The sequence below is a fragment of the Paenirhodobacter sp. genome, from assembly GCF_047600745.1.
Classification (GTDB): Bacteria; Pseudomonadota; Alphaproteobacteria; order Rhodobacterales; family Rhodobacteraceae; genus Rhodobacter.
This window is the reverse complement of record NZ_JASGKI010000004.1, coordinates 434335-450086: the sequence shown is the minus strand read 5'-3', so window position 1 is coordinate 450086 and position 15752 is coordinate 434335. Positions and strand designations below refer to the sequence as shown.

Annotated in this window: 14 protein-coding genes; 6 read left to right on the top strand and 8 right to left on the bottom strand. The window is 67.1% G+C overall.

Annotation, left to right across the window (positions count from 1 at the left end; all coding sequences use genetic code 11):
* Nucleotides 1-104 precede the first annotated feature (104 nt).
* Entirely contained in the window at nucleotides 105-551 is a 447-nt protein-coding gene (locus QM789_RS10850) for a hypothetical protein (RefSeq protein ID WP_420351921.1), read from the bottom strand.
* A 131-nt stretch (nucleotides 552-682) separates the two neighbouring features.
* On the opposite strand from QM789_RS10850, the gene QM789_RS10845 reads away from it, so the two are divergent.
* Entirely contained in the window at nucleotides 683-1102 is a 420-nt protein-coding gene (locus QM789_RS10845) for a SufE family protein (protein WP_420351920.1), read from the top strand.
* A 25-nt stretch (nucleotides 1103-1127) separates the two neighbouring features.
* Here QM789_RS10845 and QM789_RS10840 read toward each other — a convergent pair whose 3' ends face one another.
* Nucleotides 1128-1478 (bottom strand): RidA family protein, encoded by a 351-nt coding sequence (locus tag QM789_RS10840; RefSeq protein ID WP_420351919.1) that lies wholly within the window; start codon nucleotides 1476-1478, stop codon nucleotides 1128-1130.
* A 32-nt stretch (nucleotides 1479-1510) separates the two neighbouring features.
* The gene (locus QM789_RS10835; RefSeq protein WP_420351918.1) at nucleotides 1511-1831 is read right to left on the bottom strand and encodes a hypothetical protein; all 321 of its coding nucleotides are present in this window, start codon (nucleotides 1829-1831) and stop codon (nucleotides 1511-1513) included.
* A 121-nt stretch (nucleotides 1832-1952) separates the two neighbouring features.
* Between QM789_RS10835 and QM789_RS10830 the strand changes: the two genes are divergently transcribed.
* Complete coding sequence (locus tag QM789_RS10830; protein ID WP_420351917.1) at nucleotides 1953-3197, top strand: Na+/H+ antiporter NhaA; 1245 nt, start codon at nucleotides 1953-1955, stop codon at nucleotides 3195-3197.
* On the opposite strand, the gene QM789_RS10825 is transcribed toward QM789_RS10830, so the two are convergent.
* From QM789_RS10825 to pepN, 4 genes are all read right to left on the bottom strand, one after another.
* Complete coding sequence (locus tag QM789_RS10825; protein WP_420351916.1) at nucleotides 3194-4771, bottom strand: alpha/beta hydrolase; 1578 nt, start codon at nucleotides 4769-4771, stop codon at nucleotides 3194-3196. The genes QM789_RS10830 and QM789_RS10825 overlap by 4 nt on opposite strands.
* A gap of 321 nt (nucleotides 4772-5092) precedes the next feature.
* Complete coding sequence (locus tag QM789_RS10820; RefSeq protein WP_420351915.1) at nucleotides 5093-5314, bottom strand: hypothetical protein; 222 nt, start codon at nucleotides 5312-5314, stop codon at nucleotides 5093-5095.
* A gap of 10 nt (nucleotides 5315-5324) precedes the next feature.
* Nucleotides 5325-6839 carry an Asp-tRNA(Asn)/Glu-tRNA(Gln) amidotransferase subunit GatB gene (gatB, locus tag QM789_RS10815; RefSeq protein WP_420351914.1) on the bottom strand — a complete coding sequence of 505 codons (1515 nt, stop codon included), beginning with the start codon at nucleotides 6837-6839 and terminating at the stop codon, nucleotides 5325-5327.
* A gap of 66 nt (nucleotides 6840-6905) precedes the next feature.
* Nucleotides 6906-9449, bottom strand: coding sequence for an aminopeptidase N (gene pepN / locus QM789_RS10810; RefSeq protein WP_420351913.1), 2544 nt, complete (start codon nucleotides 9447-9449; stop codon nucleotides 6906-6908).
* Between the two features lie 112 nt (nucleotides 9450-9561).
* Here pepN and QM789_RS10805 point away from each other — a divergent pair, with 112 nt between their 5' ends.
* Nucleotides 9562-11718, top strand: a complete 2157-nt coding sequence (locus QM789_RS10805; protein ID WP_420351912.1) for a malate synthase G — start codon at nucleotides 9562-9564, stop codon at nucleotides 11716-11718.
* Between the two features lie 82 nt (nucleotides 11719-11800).
* A complete protein-coding gene (locus QM789_RS10800) occupies nucleotides 11801-12568 on the top strand; it encodes a gamma-glutamyl-gamma-aminobutyrate hydrolase family protein (RefSeq protein WP_420351911.1) in 768 nt (255 codons plus the stop codon).
* 125 nt (nucleotides 12569-12693) lie between these two features.
* Here the strand turns inward: QM789_RS10800 and QM789_RS10795 are convergent, their stop codons facing one another.
* Entirely contained in the window at nucleotides 12694-13542 is an 849-nt protein-coding gene (locus QM789_RS10795) for a DNA alkylation repair protein (RefSeq protein WP_420351910.1), read from the bottom strand.
* A gap of 213 nt (nucleotides 13543-13755) precedes the next feature.
* On the opposite strand from QM789_RS10795, the gene efeU reads away from it, so the two are divergent.
* Both efeU and efeO read left to right on the top strand, forming a co-directional pair.
* On the top strand, nucleotides 13756-14589 hold the full coding sequence (efeU, locus tag QM789_RS10790) for an iron uptake transporter permease EfeU (RefSeq protein ID WP_420351909.1): 834 nt from the start codon (nucleotides 13756-13758) through the stop codon (nucleotides 14587-14589).
* On the top strand, nucleotides 14582-15751 hold the full coding sequence (gene efeO / locus QM789_RS10785) for an iron uptake system protein EfeO (protein WP_420351908.1): 1170 nt from the start codon (nucleotides 14582-14584) through the stop codon (nucleotides 15749-15751). Before efeU ends, efeO begins: the two co-directional genes overlap by 8 nt.
* Nucleotide 15752: the final 1 nt, after the last annotated feature.

Here is a 15752-nt window from a genome sequence, read left to right as displayed (position 1 = left end):
GGTCCCGGTGCCATGGTGCCGACCGCTGGCGCGGTCCGGCCCGGGGGCGCGCTGCGCGCGCCCTGAGGCCAATGGACAGGGTTTGCGCCGGTGCGGTGCGTGGCTCAGCGGCTGGCCGAGCGGGAGTTTTCCGCGCCGATCACGACGACCTGATGCACGCCCGCGAGGCGGGGGCCGCGGATGAAGGCGGCGGCGGTGACTTCGCGCGACTCCTGGGTCAGCACGCGGCGGGGGGCGTCTGCCGGGGGCGGTGCCAGCAGGAAGCGATAGGTCATCACCCCATCGACCGGATGGCCGTCATTTTCGGCGACGAGGCGCGCGGCCCACCAGCCCTGTGTCGGCGGCAGGCCGGTTGCGCGCACGATGGCGCCGGACAGGGTTTGTTCCACCGTGACGTTGGTCACCTGCGCCACGGGAACGCGGCCGTCTTCCTGTGGCTTGAGGTAGCCGCCTTCGGGTTCCAGCGTGGGGGCGGTTTCGCTTCTGAACCAGCCGCAGCCGGCGAGGGAAAGTGCAAGCAGCGGCAGGGCGAGGATGCGAAGCGGTTTCATGGTCTCTCCGGTCTTGCGCGCGGGACGCGCGGCGCCCTGTTTGGGTAGCCGATCGCGAGGGTTTTGAAAAGCCGCCACTGGACCCTTGCGCGCCCCGGCGCTAGGACGGGCAAAACCGGATGGAGGGGCAGATGGCAACCCAGGCTTTCGAGGATATCGCCGACACTTTCGACTTTCTGGACGATTGGGAGGACCGATACCGCCATGTCATCGAACTGGGCAAGGCGATGCCCGCGATGGATGATGCGGTGAAGGTTCCGGCGACGAAGGTGGAGGGCTGTGCGTCGCAGGTCTGGATGCTGCCGAGGATCGAGGGGCAGGGGCCGCAGGCGCGGTTCGACTTCGAGGGCGAATCGGATGCGCTGATCGTGCGCGGGCTGATCGCGATCCTGCATGCGCTCTACGCCGGGCTGACGACGGAGCAGGTGCTGGCGGTGGATGCGGGGGCGGAACTCGCGCGGCTCGGGCTCGATGAACACCTGTCGCAGCAGCGCTCGAACGGGCTGCGGGCGATGGTGGAGCGCATCCGCCATCTGGCGGCGGCGGCGTAAGGCCCGCCGGAGCGGGCCCTGTGGGTCACTTCACTGCGGCGGTGACGATCACCTCGACCAGATAGTTCGGCGCGGCGAGCTTGGCTTCGCCGGTCGCGCGGGCGGGGGTATGGCCCTGCGGCACCCAGGCATCCCAAACGGCGTTCATTTCCGCGAAATCGGCCATGTCGGCAAGCCAGATCTGCGCCGACAGGATATGTTCCTTGTCCGAACCGGCTTCGGCCAGCAGGCGGTCCACCTCGGCCAGGGCGGCCTGCGTCTGCACCGTCACGCTTTCGCCCGGCGTGCCGACCTGACCGGCCAGCCAGACCAGCCCGTTATAGACCACCGCGCCGCTCATCCGTGCGCCGCTTTCGATGCGTTTGATCCCGGCCATCCGGCCCTCCTGTCGTTGGTTTCGCGACAGTCTTAGCGGATGGGGCGGGTGCTGTCCACGCAGGGCCCGACCGAGCGCAGCACCCAGCTTACCGGTCCGATGCTGCTGCGCCTGCGCGGTTCGACCTGCACCGTCGCCGTGCAACGCTCCGTGCGCAGGTGCCAGTCCTGCCGCCCGCCGGACCAGCTTTGCCCCCGGCTGATCCCGAGAACCGGGGCCTGATACAGCGCATCGGCCACCAGCCCGCTTTGCACGATGACGGAAATCTGTGCCGCGCTGTCGTTGAACCCGGACAGCGCCGCCTGCGCCGGGGCGGCAAGGGTCAGGGACAGGGCGAGTACGATCGGGCGCATGGGAATCCTCATGTTTGCGCCGAAGCTGCGCCCGCGCGGGGCGGAAGTCCAGCGCCGCGGGTCCGTATCCGGTTGCCCTCGGGCAGGGAGCGGTTAGATTGCCCGCAACAAGGAGGTGCCGATGTATCGCGTCTGGAATATCATTTCGACCTATTCGCTGCTGTTGATCACCGGGGCGGTGGCGGCGCTGGTCTGGGCGAACATCGCGCCGGAAAGCTATCACCATGTCGTCGAAACCCCGCTTTGGACCGGTGGGCCGTTCGGTACGATCGGGCCGGATGGGGTGCGGGTGCTGACGCTGCACTATCTGGTCAACGACATGCTGATGGCCTTCTTCTTCGCTATCGCGGCAAAGGAAGTCTGGGAGGCGGTGATCCTCAAGGACGGGTCGCTGCGCGGGCGCAAGGCGCTCACCCCGCTGATCGCGACGCTTGGCGGCATGGCCGGGCCGGTTGCGGTCTATCTGCTGATCGCGGTGCTGTTCGGCGTGCTGGGAGAGATCCAGCACGGCTGGGCGGTGCCGACGGCGACCGACATCGCGTTCTCCTATCTGGTCGGGCGGATCGTCTTTGGCCCGGGGCATCCGGCGATCGGGTTTCTGCTGCTGCTGGCGATTGCGGATGACGCGGGGGGGCTTTTGATCCTCGCGACCTTCTATCCGTCGGCCCCGCTCGTGCCCGGGTGGTTGCTGCTGTCCTTCGGCGCGGCGGCTGCGGTGTTCGTGCTGTGCAACTGGCTGCCGCGGCGGCTCGACCGTCACAAGCAGGACCGGCCGAATTCGACCTGGGTGCGGCGGGTTCTGGGCTTCTGGCCCTATGCCATCGCCGGGGCGCTCAGCTGGTATGGTTTTCAGCAGGCGGGGATCCATGCGGCGCTCGGCCTGTTGCCCATCGTGCCGGTGATCCCCCATGCCGAGCGCGACTTCGGTATCTTCGCCGAGGGCGAGCGCCATCAGACCGACCTGCTCAACAGCATCGAACATGCGGTCAAGATGCCGGTCGAATGGGTGCTGCTGCTGTTCGGCCTGATGAATGCCGGGGTGGAGTTCAGCGCGATCGGTGCGCCCACGGCGGCGGTTCTGGGCGGGCTGATGCTGGGCAAGCCGGTGGGGATCCTGCTCTTCGGCTGGTTCGCGGCGCGGGTGCTGCGGCTGGGCCTGCCGAAGGGGATGGAGATGCGCGACCTCTTCGTTCTGGGCTGTGTCGCGGCGATTGGTTTTACCGTGGCGCTGTTCGTGGCGGCGGTGGCCTTTGCCCCCGGCCCGCATCAGGACGCGGCGAAGATGGGCGCGCTGCTCAGCCTGCTGAGTTCTTTCGTCGCCATCGCGGCGGGGCGGCTGGCGGGCGTGCGCAGGGTGGACCGCTAGAGCTCCCGCGCCGCCATCGCCGCCCGCAGCCGGTCGAGCGCCGCTTCGCTCCAGCCCTCGGGCGACAGAAGCGCCAGCCAGCCGTTCAGGTAATCCACCCCGGCATAGACATGGCCATGGCCGCGCGGGGTGGTGGTGGCGGTCATCACGTCGAAGCCGACCTGAAGGAAGGTCACCACCGGGATCCAGCGCAGTTCCGGCGCCACATCGGGACCGCGCGGGCCCCGCATCCAGTCGGGCTCGCGCCAGAGCATCGAGGGCGAAAAGAAGGTGATCGGATCCGAGGCATATTGCAGATAGACGATCCGCACCGGCCCCCAGGGCGCGCCTTCGTCCCCGCCGTTCTGATTAAGGAAGCGCACCACCGATCCGTCGCGGAACCGGGGCAGCCATTCCGGCGAACCGGGCGCGCGGTCCTCGGTGATATGGCGCCAACTCCGGCTGCCGAAGGGCGGCCCGACCCAGAGCGCGCCCTGATACGGATCGGCGATCAGATCGTAGAAATCGGCCGACAGATCCGAATTCAGCGCGCCGAGGCTGAGCCCGAACAGATAGAGCTTCGGACGGCTGTCGCGCGGCAGGCTGCGCCAATGGTCGTGGATCGCGGCAAAAACGGCGCGGGCGGTCTCCTCGCCATATTCCGGCACGGTCAGCAGGCTGAGCCAGCTTGGCAGGTAGGAATACTGCACCGAAACCGTCGCGACATCGCCCCGGGTCAGCACTTCGAGCGGAAACATCGCCGCCGGATCCACCCAGCCGGTTCCGGTGGGCGTGGCGATCACCAATGTCCTGCGCGTGAAGGCCCCGGTGCGGATCGCCTCCTCCAGTGCGAGGCGGGCACGGTCGTCGGGCGTTTCGCCCGAGCCGAGGCCGACATAAATCCGCAGCGGCTCCCGTGCCGGGCGGCCGGTGATCGCGGCAATGCCCACGGCATCGAGCGGGTCCGAAATCCGGTTGCGCCCCTCCGCCCCCAGATCCTCCCACCGGATCAGCGAGCCGGTCTTCATCGGATCGGTGGACGGGAGCGCCGCGTCGATCCGCTGATAGCTGGCGTCAAAGGCGCCGATCGCCTGCCGCAGCAGCAGGTCATTACCGATGAAATTGAACAGCATCAGCACGATAACAACCCCCAGAAGCAGCGCCAGCCGCTCCGGCAGGATGATCCGCAGCCGCCCCGAAACCGCCAGCGCTGCCCGGTGGAACAGCACCCCGAGCGCCAGCAGCACCCCCGCCACCGCCAGCGCCGTCAGCGCGATCGACAGCGGGCGCACCGTCTCCACCGGCGGCAGGTTCATGACCCGATGCAGCGCGTCTTGCCCCTGAGGCGCGCGGATCAGCGCCCATCCCACGATGGCAAGCGCGATCCCGGCGGCAGGCAGCCGCAGCCGCTCCGCCCGCAGAACCGGCAGGCCGAGCCCGCGCCAGATCAGGCCCGCCAGCACCGCGACCCCATACCCCGTGGCAAAACAGGCCCCCGCCAAAGCGCCCTGCACCACGCCCGCGCGCGGTACGAGGCTGGGGGTCAGCGAAGCGGCAAGGCAGAGCGCGCCGAGGATCAGGCCGGAGGGAGACATCCGCGTAAATTGCCACGCCGCCCGCCCGCTGTCCATTCCGCCCGGCGACCTTCATGGCCCCCCTCTGATGGCGGCTCGGGGAACCTCGTGCGGGGGGCAACCTTGGCGGTCTGGCCTTCGCCCATGCCTCGCAGCGCCTTCAGACCTGCCCATCCGGGCATCCGCCCCGCGACATAGCTCCATGCTCAAACCAGCCGCATCCGCTCGGGTTCTGCGGTCAGATCGGTGGGCGGCTATATTCAGCCGGGCCCCCGCCGCCGATCACGGATTTGTCAGAATCCGACCGCGCTCGCGTCACTGGCCCCGACGATCGCGGGGCCTTCAGGCCGCGCGTTCCCGGGCAAGCCGTTGCGCCAGCGCCTCCAGCGCGGCGATGGTCGCGTCATAGGAATGCAGCGACTTCGGATGCTGCTCGCGCAGCCGCTTGTAGAAGTCGATCCAGAAGCCCAGTTGCTCCACCGGATAGTCGTTGAACCACGCATCGCGGCGGATACGGAAGCTCTGGCCGTCCGGCAAAAGGTCGGCGGTGCACTCGGTGAGCATGCCCGCCCCCTCAGAGGCCGAGCTTCTTCGCCACCAACTCGTTCACCGCCGCCGGATTGGCCTTGCCGCCCGAGGCCTTGATCACCTGCCCGGTGAACCAGCCCGCCAGCTTCGGATTGGCCTTCGCCTTTTCCACCTGCGCGGGGTTGGCGGCGATGATCTCGTCCACCGCCTTCTCGATCGCGCCGAGGTCGGTGACCTGCTTCATACCGCGCGCTTCCACGATTTCCGCCGGGTCGCCGCCTTCGGTGTAGACGATCTCGAACAGGTCCTTGGCGATCTTGCCGGAGATGTCGCCCTTGCGGATCAGGGCGATGATGCCGCCGATCTGCACGGGGGTGACCGGGCTTTCGCCGATCTCCCTGCCGTCCTTCTTCAACCGGCCGAAAAGCTCGTTGATGACCCAGTTCGCGGCTTGCTTGCCGTCTTCACAAACGGCCACAACCCCCTCGAAATAATCGGCATTTTCCACTTCGGCCGTCAGCACCGAAGCATCGTAGTCGCTCAGCCCCAGATCGGCGATGAACCGCGCCTTCTTCGCATCCGGAAGCTCGGGCATGGTGGCAGCGATGTCATCGACCCAGCCCTGTTCGATCTCCAGCGGCAGCAGGTCCGGACAGGGGAAATAGCGGTAGTCATGCGCCTCTTCCTTGCTGCGCATCGACCGTGTTTCGTTCTTGTCCGGATCGTAAAGGCGCGTCTCCTGCACCACTTCGCCGCCGTCTTCGAGGATGGCGATCTGCCGCCGGGCCTCGTAATCAATCGCGGCCTGGATAAAGCGCATGGAGTTCATGTTCTTCAACTCGCAGCGCGTGCCCAGATGCGAAAAGTCCTGCGTTTCCTGATATTTTTCATACTGCCCCGGCTTGCAGACGGACACGTTCACATCCGCCCGCAGGTTGCCGTTCTGCATGTTGCCGTCGCAGGTGCCCAGATAGCGCAGGATCTGGCGCAGCTTCACCACATAGGCGGCGGCTTCCTCCGGCCCGCGGATGTCGGGGCGGCTGACGATCTCCATCAGCGCGACGCCGGTCCGGTTCAGGTCGACAAAGGACATGTTCGGATCCATGTCGTGGATCGACTTGCCCGCGTCCTGTTCCAGATGGATCCGCTCCACCCGCACCCGGCGCGCAACGCCCGGTGACAGTTCAACCAGAATCTCGCCTTCGCCGACAATCGGATGATAAAGCTGCGAAATCTGGTAGCCCTGCGGCAGGTCCGGGTAGAAGTAGTTCTTCCGGTCGAAGGCCGAGCGCAGGTTGATCTGCGCCTTCAGGCCCAGCCCGGTGCGCACCGCCTGTTCGACGCAGAATTCGTTGATCACCGGCAGCATCCCCGGCATCGCCGCATCGACGAAGGCGACATGGCTGTTCGGCTCCGCGCCAAAGCCCGTGGACGCGCCCGAGAACAACTTCGCGTTCGAGCTGACCTGCGCGTGGATCTCCATCCCGATCACCAGTTCCCAGTCGCCCTTGGCGCCGGCGATGACTTTCGGTTCCGGGGATTTATAGCTGAGGTCGAGCATGGTCCGCTTCCGTATCAGGGTCTCGGGGTTGTCTTAGGCCAGTGGGGCGCGCGGGGCAAGCCTTGGTCAGCCGAGGAGGCGCGCCGTCATTTCCGACAGATCCCGGCTCAGCGCGGGCGTATCGGCGATGCGCCGCAGTTCCGCGCGGATCAGCGCCTGCCGCGCCGGGTCATAGCGCCGCCAGGTTTCAAACGCCGTCGAGAGCCGCGCCGCCGTCTGCGGATTGACCGGATCAAGCCGGATCAGCCAGTCGGCATAGAACCGATAGCCCGCGCCATCCGCCCGGTGGAAGCCCGCATGGTTCGCCGACAGCCCGCCCATGACCGAGCGGAACCGGTTCGGGTTCTTCCAGTCGAACAGCGGATCCGCCGCCAGCGTTTCGGCCAGTTCCGCCGCCTGTCCGGGCGGGCAAAGCGACAGTTGCGTCAGGAACCACTTGTCCATCACCAGCGCATTGCCCTGCCACCGCTCGCGGAACGCGGCCAGTTCCCGCGCGGCATCCCCGGCGGCGACCAGAACCCCAAGCGCGCCAAGGCTTTCGGTCATGTTCGTGGCCTCGGTGAACAGCCGCTTTGCGCGGGCACCACCGTCCAGCGTGCTCAGCAGCCCGAGGCAGGCCAGCCGCAGCGACCGCAGCCCCGCGGGCCCCGCATCCGGCGTATAGGGGCCGGGCACCGCGCAGGCGTCATAGGTCGCAGCCAGCGCCGCTTCGTGCCGCTGCGCCATCGCCCGCATCAGGGTGCGGCGCGCGCGGTGGATCGCCTCGGGGTCGGGCGTGGCCCCGGCGGCAAAGAGCGCCTGCGCGATTTCGTCTTCGCCCGGCAGGCGCAGCGCCAGCGCGCGGAAGGCGGGTTCGGTCGTGCCCGCGGTCAGCGTGCCGATGGCGTCGAGATAGGCGGAATCGGGCTCCGCGCCGCCGCTCATCGCGATCAGCGTTGCACGCGCAAGGTTGCGCCCGGCTTCCCAGCGGTTGAACAGGTCGGTGTCATGGGCCAGCAGGAACGCCTGTTCCTGGGCCGAAGTCTCCCGCTCCAGCACCACGGGGGCGGAGAAATTGCGCAGGATCGAGGGCACCGGCTTCGTCGCCAGCCCGGTGAAGGTAAAGCTCTGCGTCGCCTCGGTCATCTCAAGAATTGTCGTCGGCACCACCTCATCGCCGTTCGGCGACAGCAGGCCGACCGCGATCGGGATCAGCCGGGGCGGCTTCTCTGGCTGCCCCGGTGTCGGCTTGGTTTCCTGAGTGAATTCCAGCGTATAGGTGCCGTTGTTGAAGTTCTCCGTGACCTTCAGATGCGGCGTGCCGGCATCGGTATACCAGCGTTTGAACTGGCTCATATCCCGGCCCGAACTGTCCTCGAACACCTTGATCCAGTCTTCGATCGTGCAGGCCTGCCCGTCATGGCGCGCGAAATACAGATCGAGCGCCTTGCGGTAACCCCCGGCCCCCACCAGCGTCTTCAACATCCCCACCACCTCGGCGCCCTTTTCATAGACGGTCGAGGTGTAGAAGTTGTTGATTTCACGGTAATGATCGGGCCGTGGCGGATGGGCGAGCGGCCCGGCATCCTCACGGAACTGCCGCCCGCGCAGCGCGATCACATCGTCGATCCGCTTCACCGGCCCCAACCGCACATCGGTGGTGAAGGACTGATCGCGGAACACCGTCAGCCCCTCTTTCAGGCACAGTTGGAACCAGTCGCGGCAGGTGATCCGGTCGCCGGTCCAGTTGTGGAAATATTCATGGCCGATCACCGCCTCGATCCGCTCATAATCGAGATCGGTCGCGGTTTCGGGCGAGGCCAGAACCAGCTTCGAGTTGAAGATGTTCAGCCCCTTGTTTTCCATCGCGCCCATGTTGAAATCATCGACGGCGACGAGGTTGAACAGGCTCAGGTCATATTCCCGGCCATAGGTCTCTTCGTCCCATTTCATCGACCGTTGCAGCGCACCCAGGGCGAATTCGGTGCGGTTTTCGTCGCCCGGCCGGACCCAGATGTTCAGATCGACTTTGTTCCCCGACATTGTGGTGAAGGTGCCATGCGTCGCCACCAGATCCCCCGCGACCAGCGCGAAGAGATAGGCGGGCTTCGGCCAAGGGTCATCCCACTCGGCCCAACCCGGCCCCTGTCCGGCGGGGTTGCCGTTCGACAGCAGCACCGGCGCGTCCCCCTCGATCCGGACGTGGAAGCGCGCCATCACATCGGGACGATCCGGATAAAAGGTAATCTTGCGAAACCCTTCCGCCTCGCATTGCGTGCAATACATGCCCTTCGACATGTAAAGCCCTTCGAGCGCTGTATTTTCCTCGGGCGCGATCTCCACTTCGGTCTGAAGGGTGAATGCCCCCTCGGGCAGCGCGGCGGGATGGATCGTCAGCCCGGTCTCGGTCAGAAGGTAGTCCGCCGGGGTCAGCGGCGTGCCATCGAGCGCAAGGGAAATCAGCTTGATCTGCTCGCCATCCAGATGCAGCGGCGTGCCCGCCTCGCGCGGAGACAGCGAAAGCGCCGCCGTCACCCGTGTTGCCCGTGGCGACAGCCGGAAGGTCAGCGCCACCCGGTCCAGCGTGAAGGGATAGGGGCGATAGTCGGAAAGATAGGTCGTGCCGTCCATGATGCGTCTCCTGTTGGCCGCAAGCTATGCCCATGCGGGCGCGGGGACAAGATCGGGCTGGACAGGCCGCGCCTCGCGGCCCAAGACTGGCGCAAAAGCACGGGAGAGTTTCATGACGGCTCGGGTCGATCGCGAAGGATTGCAGGTTGCGGCGGAACTGGCCGCCTTTGTCGAGGAACAGGCGCTGCCAGGATCGGGTGTCGATCCGGCGCGGTTCTGGGCCGGGTTTTCGGCGCTTTTGCACGATTTTGGCCCGCGCAACCGGGCGCTGCTGGACAAACGCGAGGCGATTCAGGCGCAGATTGATTCGTGGCATCTGAACCATCGCGGGGCGCCCCATGACGCGGCGGGCTATCAGGCATTCCTGACGGAGATCGGCTATATCGTCCCGGAAGGCACTGATTTCACGATTGAAACCCCGCAGACAGATCCGGAATTCGCCACCGTTTGCGGGCCGCAATTGGTGGTGCCGGTGATGAACGCGCGCTATGCGCTCAATGCGGCAAATGCGCGGTGGGGCTCGCTCTACGATGCGCTTTACGGCACCGATGCGCTTGGCGATCTGCCCTCGGGCAAGGCTTATGATCCGGCGCGCGGGGCGAAGGTGATCGGCTGGGCAAAGGCGTTCCTTGATGATGCCGCGCCGCTGGTGGCGGGGTCCTGGGCCGAGGTCACGCGTCTCTGGGTGCAGGATGGCGGGCTGTTTGCGCAGACCAGCGAGGAAACCGGGCTGATGGATCCGGCAGAATTCGTCGGTTATGCGGGTACGGCGGAGGCGCCCCTCTCGGTTGTGTTGAAACACAATGGGTTGCACATCATCGTTGATGTGAACGCTGAACATCCGATCGGTCGCACCGACCCGGCGGGGATCTGTGACGTTCGGCTGGAATCCGCGGTTTCGGCGATCATGGATTGCGAGGATTCGGTCGCCGCCGTCGATGCCGAGGACAAGGTTCTGGCCTGGGGCAACTGGCTCGGGCTGATGCGCGGCACGCTGGCGGAGGAGGTCGCGAAGGGCGGCAAGACCTTCACCCGCCGCCTCGCACCCGATCTGGAATTCCTCACGCCGGAGGGCGCGCCCTTGACCCTCAAGGGCCGGTCGATGATGCTGGTGCGTAATGTCGGCCATCTGATGACCAATCCGGCGATCCTGACGCGCGACGGGGCCGAGGCCTATGAGGGCCTGATGGATGCGATGCTCACCACGCTCTGCGCGATGCACGACCTGCGCAAGGCCGAAGGCGCGCGCAATTCCGTCACCGGATCGGTCTATGTGGTGAAGCCGAAGATGCACGGGCCGGAGGAAGTGGCCTTTGCCTGCGAAGTCTTCGATCATGTCGAGGACGTGCTGGGCCTGCCGCGCGAGACGGTGAAGCTCGGCATCATGGACGAGGAACGGCGGACCTCCGTCAACCTCACGGAATGTATCCGCGCGGCGAAACGCCGGGTCGCCTTCATCAACACCGGCTTCCTCGACCGGACGGGGGATGAAATCCACACCTCGATGGAAGCCGGGGCGATGCTGCGCAAGGGCGAGATGAAGACCCAGCCCTGGATTTCCGCTTATGAAGACCGCAACGTCGATATCGGCCTGCGTTGCGGCCTGCCAGGGCGGGCGCAGATCGGCAAGGGGATGTGGGCGGCACCCGACCGGATGGCGGATATGCTGGCGCAGAAGATCGGCCATCCGATGGCGGGGGCAAGCTGCGCCTGGGTGCCGAGCCCCACCGCCGCAACGCTCCACGCCACGCATTACCACCGCGTCGACGTGGCGGCGCGGCAGCGCGAGATCGCGGCGATGGACCGGCCCGCGCGGCTCGACGATCTGCTGACGATTCCGCTCGCCATCGGAAAGAACTATTCCGAGGCCGAGATCACCGACGAGATCGAGAACAACGCGCAGGGTATCCTGGGCTATGTCGTCCGCTGGGTCGATCAGGGGGTGGGGTGCTCCAAGGTGCCCGACATCCACGACATTGGCCTGATGGAAGACCGCGCGACCTGCCGGATTTCCAGTCAGGCGCTGGCGAACTGGCTGCATCACGGCGTGGTGTCGGAGGGCCGGGTGATGGAGGCGCTGTGCAAGATGGCAGCGGTGGTCGATCGGCAGAACGCGGGCGATCCGGCCTATGTGCCGATGGCGCCGGGCTATGACGGCTATGCCTTCCAGGCGGCCTGCGATCTGGTGTTCAAGGGCCGGGTCCAGCCCTCGGGTTATACCGAGCCGGTGCTGCACATGCGCCGCCAGCAGGTGAAGGCGCAGGGGTGACGCATGCACAGCCCCCTGTGCGGGGCTGGGCCTTTTGTGCGGCCGTGAAGCGCATTACCCTGAACGCCGGAAGGAGAGCGCCATGACCAGACCTGTCGTCGGCATCATCGGAAACCGCGGGCTGGTGAACGGGCGCTATCCCGTGCATGAGGGCGGGCAGATGAATTCCTGTGCGGTCAGCCATGTGGCCGACTGCATCCCGCTGCTGATCCCGGCGGATCCGGATTACGTCTCTGTCGCGGAGCTGATGGAGGTCTGCGACGGCTTCCTGCTCACCGGCGGGCGGCCGAATGTGCATCCCTCGGAATATGGCGAGATCGAGACCGACCGGCACGGCACCTTCGACCGGGCCCGCGATGCGATCACCCTGCCGCTGGTGCGCGCCTGCGTCGAGCGGGGGCAGCCGTTTCTGGGCATCTGCCGTGGGTTTCAGGAGGTGAACGTGGCGATGGGCGGGACGCTCGACCCGGAAATCCGCGAATTGCCCGGCCGGATGAACCACCGGATGCCGCCCGAGGGCACGATGGAAGAGGTCTTCGGCCTGCGCCACAAGGTGATCCTCACGCCCGGCGGGCGGTTCGCGCGGATATTCGGCGCCGAGGAGGTGATGACCAACACCCTGCACGGGCAGGGCATCGCGCGGCCCGGCGCGCGGATCGTGGTCGAAGGCCACGCCGAGGACGGCACGCCCGAAGCGATCTGGGTCCGCGACGCACCCGGCTTTACGCTGGCGGTGCAATGGCATCCGGAATGGAACGCCGAGGCGGATCCGGTCTCGCGCCCGCTGTTCCGCGCCTTTGGTCAGGCGGTGCGCGACTGGGCCGAGGGGCGCACCGCGCGCGTGGCCTGAAGGGGGCCATCACCCGATTGGTTGCTGAAATAGGCGACGTCGCGGAATCATTCCCCATTCGGTGAAGTTCGGCAGGAAGACGGGACGCTTCTGTGCCATTCGAGGTGGATTTCCGGGGTGACTCTTCAGTGGCTTGCCCAGGGGGCGCCTTTGTCAACGCGACCATCCGCCAACCCCAGGCCCTTTTCCGCCGCGCGGCGCAGCCCCTTGGGCAGGTCGGTGCGGGTGGCGAGCCAGGCTTGCAGCTCTTCGGCGCCGTGTTTCGCCAGCGTCCGGATCCAGTGCTCCACCGCCCGGACCACGCGCGGATCCGGGTCGCGCGACAGCCGCGCGCACCAGTCGAGCGCGATCTGCCGGGCCTGTGCCTGCTCCGGGCCGAGGTGGTTGAGCCGGGCGAAGGGCAGGGCCGCCAGAAGCGCGGCGCGGCGGGTCCAGGGGTTCGGCGCGTCCAGCCACTCGGCCACTTGCGCCATCCGCGACGGATCGGCGAGCAACCGGCGCCCGGCGGCGGAGCAGGCGGCATCCGAGGTTGCCGGCCCCCGGAACTCCGGCGCCCAGCCGAGGATCAGCGCCCAGGCCCCCTCATCCGGGCGCAGCCGCGCCTGCGTCAGCAGTTTCGCCGCCGCCAGCATCGCCTCGTGGATGCCGCTCGCCCAAAGCCCTTCGGCCAGCGCCAGCCGTTCGGGCAGCGTCGCCTGCGCCCGCCAGAGCCAGGCCATGTCGTCGATCAGCGCCGCGGGCACGCCAAGCGCCCGGCGCCCGTCGCGCTCCTCCGCCCCCGTGCCCGATGCCTCCAGCGCGGCCAGCGCCTCGGACAGGCCGGGCGGCGGGCCGAGGTCTTCGTCATCGGCCTCGCGATACTGGGTATATTCGGCATCCGATCCGGCATAGGCGGCCAGTTCGGCGGCCAGGCGGTCGGTCTCCGGGTCCGGGGCTGCGCCCTTCTGTCGCGGATGGGGCGGGGTCTGGGGCACGGGCGCGGCCTCCTGTCTGGTTTCAAAGGGTTAATACGGCATATCTCCGCGCAAGGGTAGACCCAACCGTTGTTGATGTTTTTTATCTGGATTGACTTTCCGCCAACCGGGGTATTTTCCTGCGGGACACAGAGGCCGCCGGTCGGCCCGCCCGTGGATGCTCCCGCCCGCAGCCCGAACATCCCTGTGGCGTTATTCAGGAAAGGGACGTGCATGCTGGCGCCGTTTCTCATCATGCTGCGGGAAGGGCTGGAGGCGGCCCTGATCGTTGGGATCATCGCGGGATATCTGCGCCAGACCGGGCGGGGCGAATGGCTTCCGGTGGTCTGGGTCGGGATCTTTTTGGCCGCTGCTCTGGCGCTGTTCGCGGGGGCGCTGTTGCAGATCATCTCCGCCGGGTTTCCGCAAAAAGCGCAGGAGATGTTCGAGGCCCTCATCGGGGTGCTCGCGGTGTCTGTCCTCACCGGGATGGTGTTCTGGATGAAGCGCGCGGCACGGTCGATCAAGCGCGAGCTGCATCAGTCGGTCGATGCGGCGCTGTCCGGGAAGGGCGCGACCTGGGGCCTGATCGGGATGGTGTTCCTGGCCACGGCGCGGGAGGGGCTGGAGTCGGTGTTCTTCCTGCTCGCGATCTTCCAGCAAAGCCCGAGCGCCGCCGCGCCGGTGGGCGCGCTGCTGGGCGTTCTGGTCGCGGTGGCGGCGGGCTGGGCGCTTTATCGCGGGGCGTTGATGCTGGACCTGCGGAAGTTCTTCCGATGGACCGGGGTGTTCATCCTGTTCGTGGCGGCGGGGCTTCTGGCCGGATCGGTGAAGGCGTTCCACGAGGCGGGCGTCTGGAACAGCCTTCAGGGCGTGGTCTGGGATCTGAGCCGGGTACTGCCGGAAACCAGCCCGCTGGGCACTGTCCTCTCCGGCCTGCTTGGCTATCGCGAGACGCCGACGGTGGGCGAGGTGATTGTCTATGTCGTCTTCCTCGCCGTGACGCTGTTCCTGTTCTTGCGGCCCGCGCGGGCCGTCCCTGTCTCCAAGAGTGTGTCTGATGTCTGATGCTCCAAACCGTTCGATCTACTGGGCCGTCGCGGCGGCCGCCTGCCTTGCGGCTGCGGGGGGCGGGGCGTTCTGGTATGCCTCGGTGAAAAACGCCGAGGCGACGCGCGGCCAGAAGGCCGACCGCGTGGTGACCATCACCGCCACCGCCTGCGAGCCGATGGAGATGACCGTTCCCGGCGGGCGGCGGACGTTCGAGATCGTCAACGCCTCGGACCGCCCGATCGAATGGGAAATCCTCGACGGCGTGATGGTGCTGGCAGAGCGGGAAAACATCGCGCCCGGCTTCCGCGCGACGCTGGTGGCACAGCTTCAGCCGGGCGAATATCAGATGGCCTGCGGGCTGCTGTCGAACCCGCGCGGCGTGCTGAAGGTGACGCCTTCGGACGAGGCCGCTTCGGCGGCCTCCGAGGTGACGTTGCGGAAATTCCTCGGCCCGCTGTCGGAATATCGCGTCTATCTGGTGATGCAGGGCAATGCGGCGGCGAGCACGGCGCAGGCGCTGCGCGATGCGGTCGCGGCGGGCGATCTGGCGGCGGCGCAGGCGGCATGGGAAGCGGCGCGGCTGCCCTATCGGCGGATCGAACCGCTGGCGAACCGGCTGTCGGATCTGGCCAATGCAATCAACCCGCAGGCCGCCTATCTGGCCGAGCGCGAGTCGGATCCGGGCTTCACCGGCTATCACCGTATCGAATACGGCCTGTTCGCGCAGAACACGACCGAAGGGTTGCTGCCCCATGCCGACCGTCTGCTGAGCGATCTTGAGGCGCTGAAGGCGCGGATGCGGGAGGCAAAGCTGGACCCGCAACTGCTGCTGTCGCTGCCCGCGCAGATGACGGCGCAGCTCGCGCAAAGCCAGGTTCCGGCGGGCGAAAACAGCTATGCCGGGAATGACCTCGACGATTTCGCCGCTTCGGTCGAGGGGATCGGCAAGCTGGCCGGGCTCTTGCGCACTGTCGTCGCGCCGGTCGATGCCGGGCTCGATGCCGATCTGGGCGCCGCGCTCGACAAGGTGCAGGGCGATCTGGCGGCGCTGAAGCAGGGCGACGGGTATCCGCCCTATGCGGATGTAACGCGTGAGCAACGTGCGGCTTTGGCTGCGGATCTGACGGCGCTGGCCGGGGTTCTCGACCGGCTGCCCGCAGTGATCGGAGTGAACTGAG

Excerpts from the sequence above, each read along its gene's own strand:
- QM789_RS10850 (WP_420351921.1), bottom strand. The coding sequence starts at position 551 with ATGAAACCGCTTCGCATCCTCGCCCTGCCGCTGCTTGCACTTTCCCTC.
- QM789_RS10845 (WP_420351920.1), top strand. The coding sequence starts at position 683 with ATGGCAACCCAGGCTTTCGAGGATATCGCCGACACTTTCGACTTTCTG.
- QM789_RS10840 (WP_420351919.1), bottom strand. The coding sequence starts at position 1,478 with ATGGCCGGGATCAAACGCATCGAAAGCGGCGCACGGATGAGCGGCGCG.
- QM789_RS10835 (WP_420351918.1), bottom strand. The coding sequence starts at position 1,831 with ATGCGCCCGATCGTACTCGCCCTGTCCCTGACCCTTGCCGCCCCGGCG.
- QM789_RS10830 (WP_420351917.1), top strand. The coding sequence starts at position 1,953 with ATGTATCGCGTCTGGAATATCATTTCGACCTATTCGCTGCTGTTGATC.
- QM789_RS10825 (WP_420351916.1), bottom strand. The coding sequence starts at position 4,771 with ATGTCTCCCTCCGGCCTGATCCTCGGCGCGCTCTGCCTTGCCGCTTCG.
- QM789_RS10820 (WP_420351915.1), bottom strand. The coding sequence starts at position 5,314 with ATGCTCACCGAGTGCACCGCCGACCTTTTGCCGGACGGCCAGAGCTTC.
- gatB (WP_420351914.1), bottom strand. The coding sequence starts at position 6,839 with ATGCTCGACCTCAGCTATAAATCCCCGGAACCGAAAGTCATCGCCGGC.
- pepN (WP_420351913.1), bottom strand. The coding sequence starts at position 9,449 with ATGGACGGCACGACCTATCTTTCCGACTATCGCCCCTATCCCTTCACG.
- QM789_RS10805 (WP_420351912.1), top strand. The coding sequence starts at position 9,562 with ATGACGGCTCGGGTCGATCGCGAAGGATTGCAGGTTGCGGCGGAACTG.
- QM789_RS10800 (WP_420351911.1), top strand. The coding sequence starts at position 11,801 with ATGACCAGACCTGTCGTCGGCATCATCGGAAACCGCGGGCTGGTGAAC.
- efeU (WP_420351909.1), top strand. The coding sequence starts at position 13,756 with ATGCTGGCGCCGTTTCTCATCATGCTGCGGGAAGGGCTGGAGGCGGCC.
- efeO (WP_420351908.1), top strand. The coding sequence starts at position 14,582 with ATGTCTGATGCTCCAAACCGTTCGATCTACTGGGCCGTCGCGGCGGCC.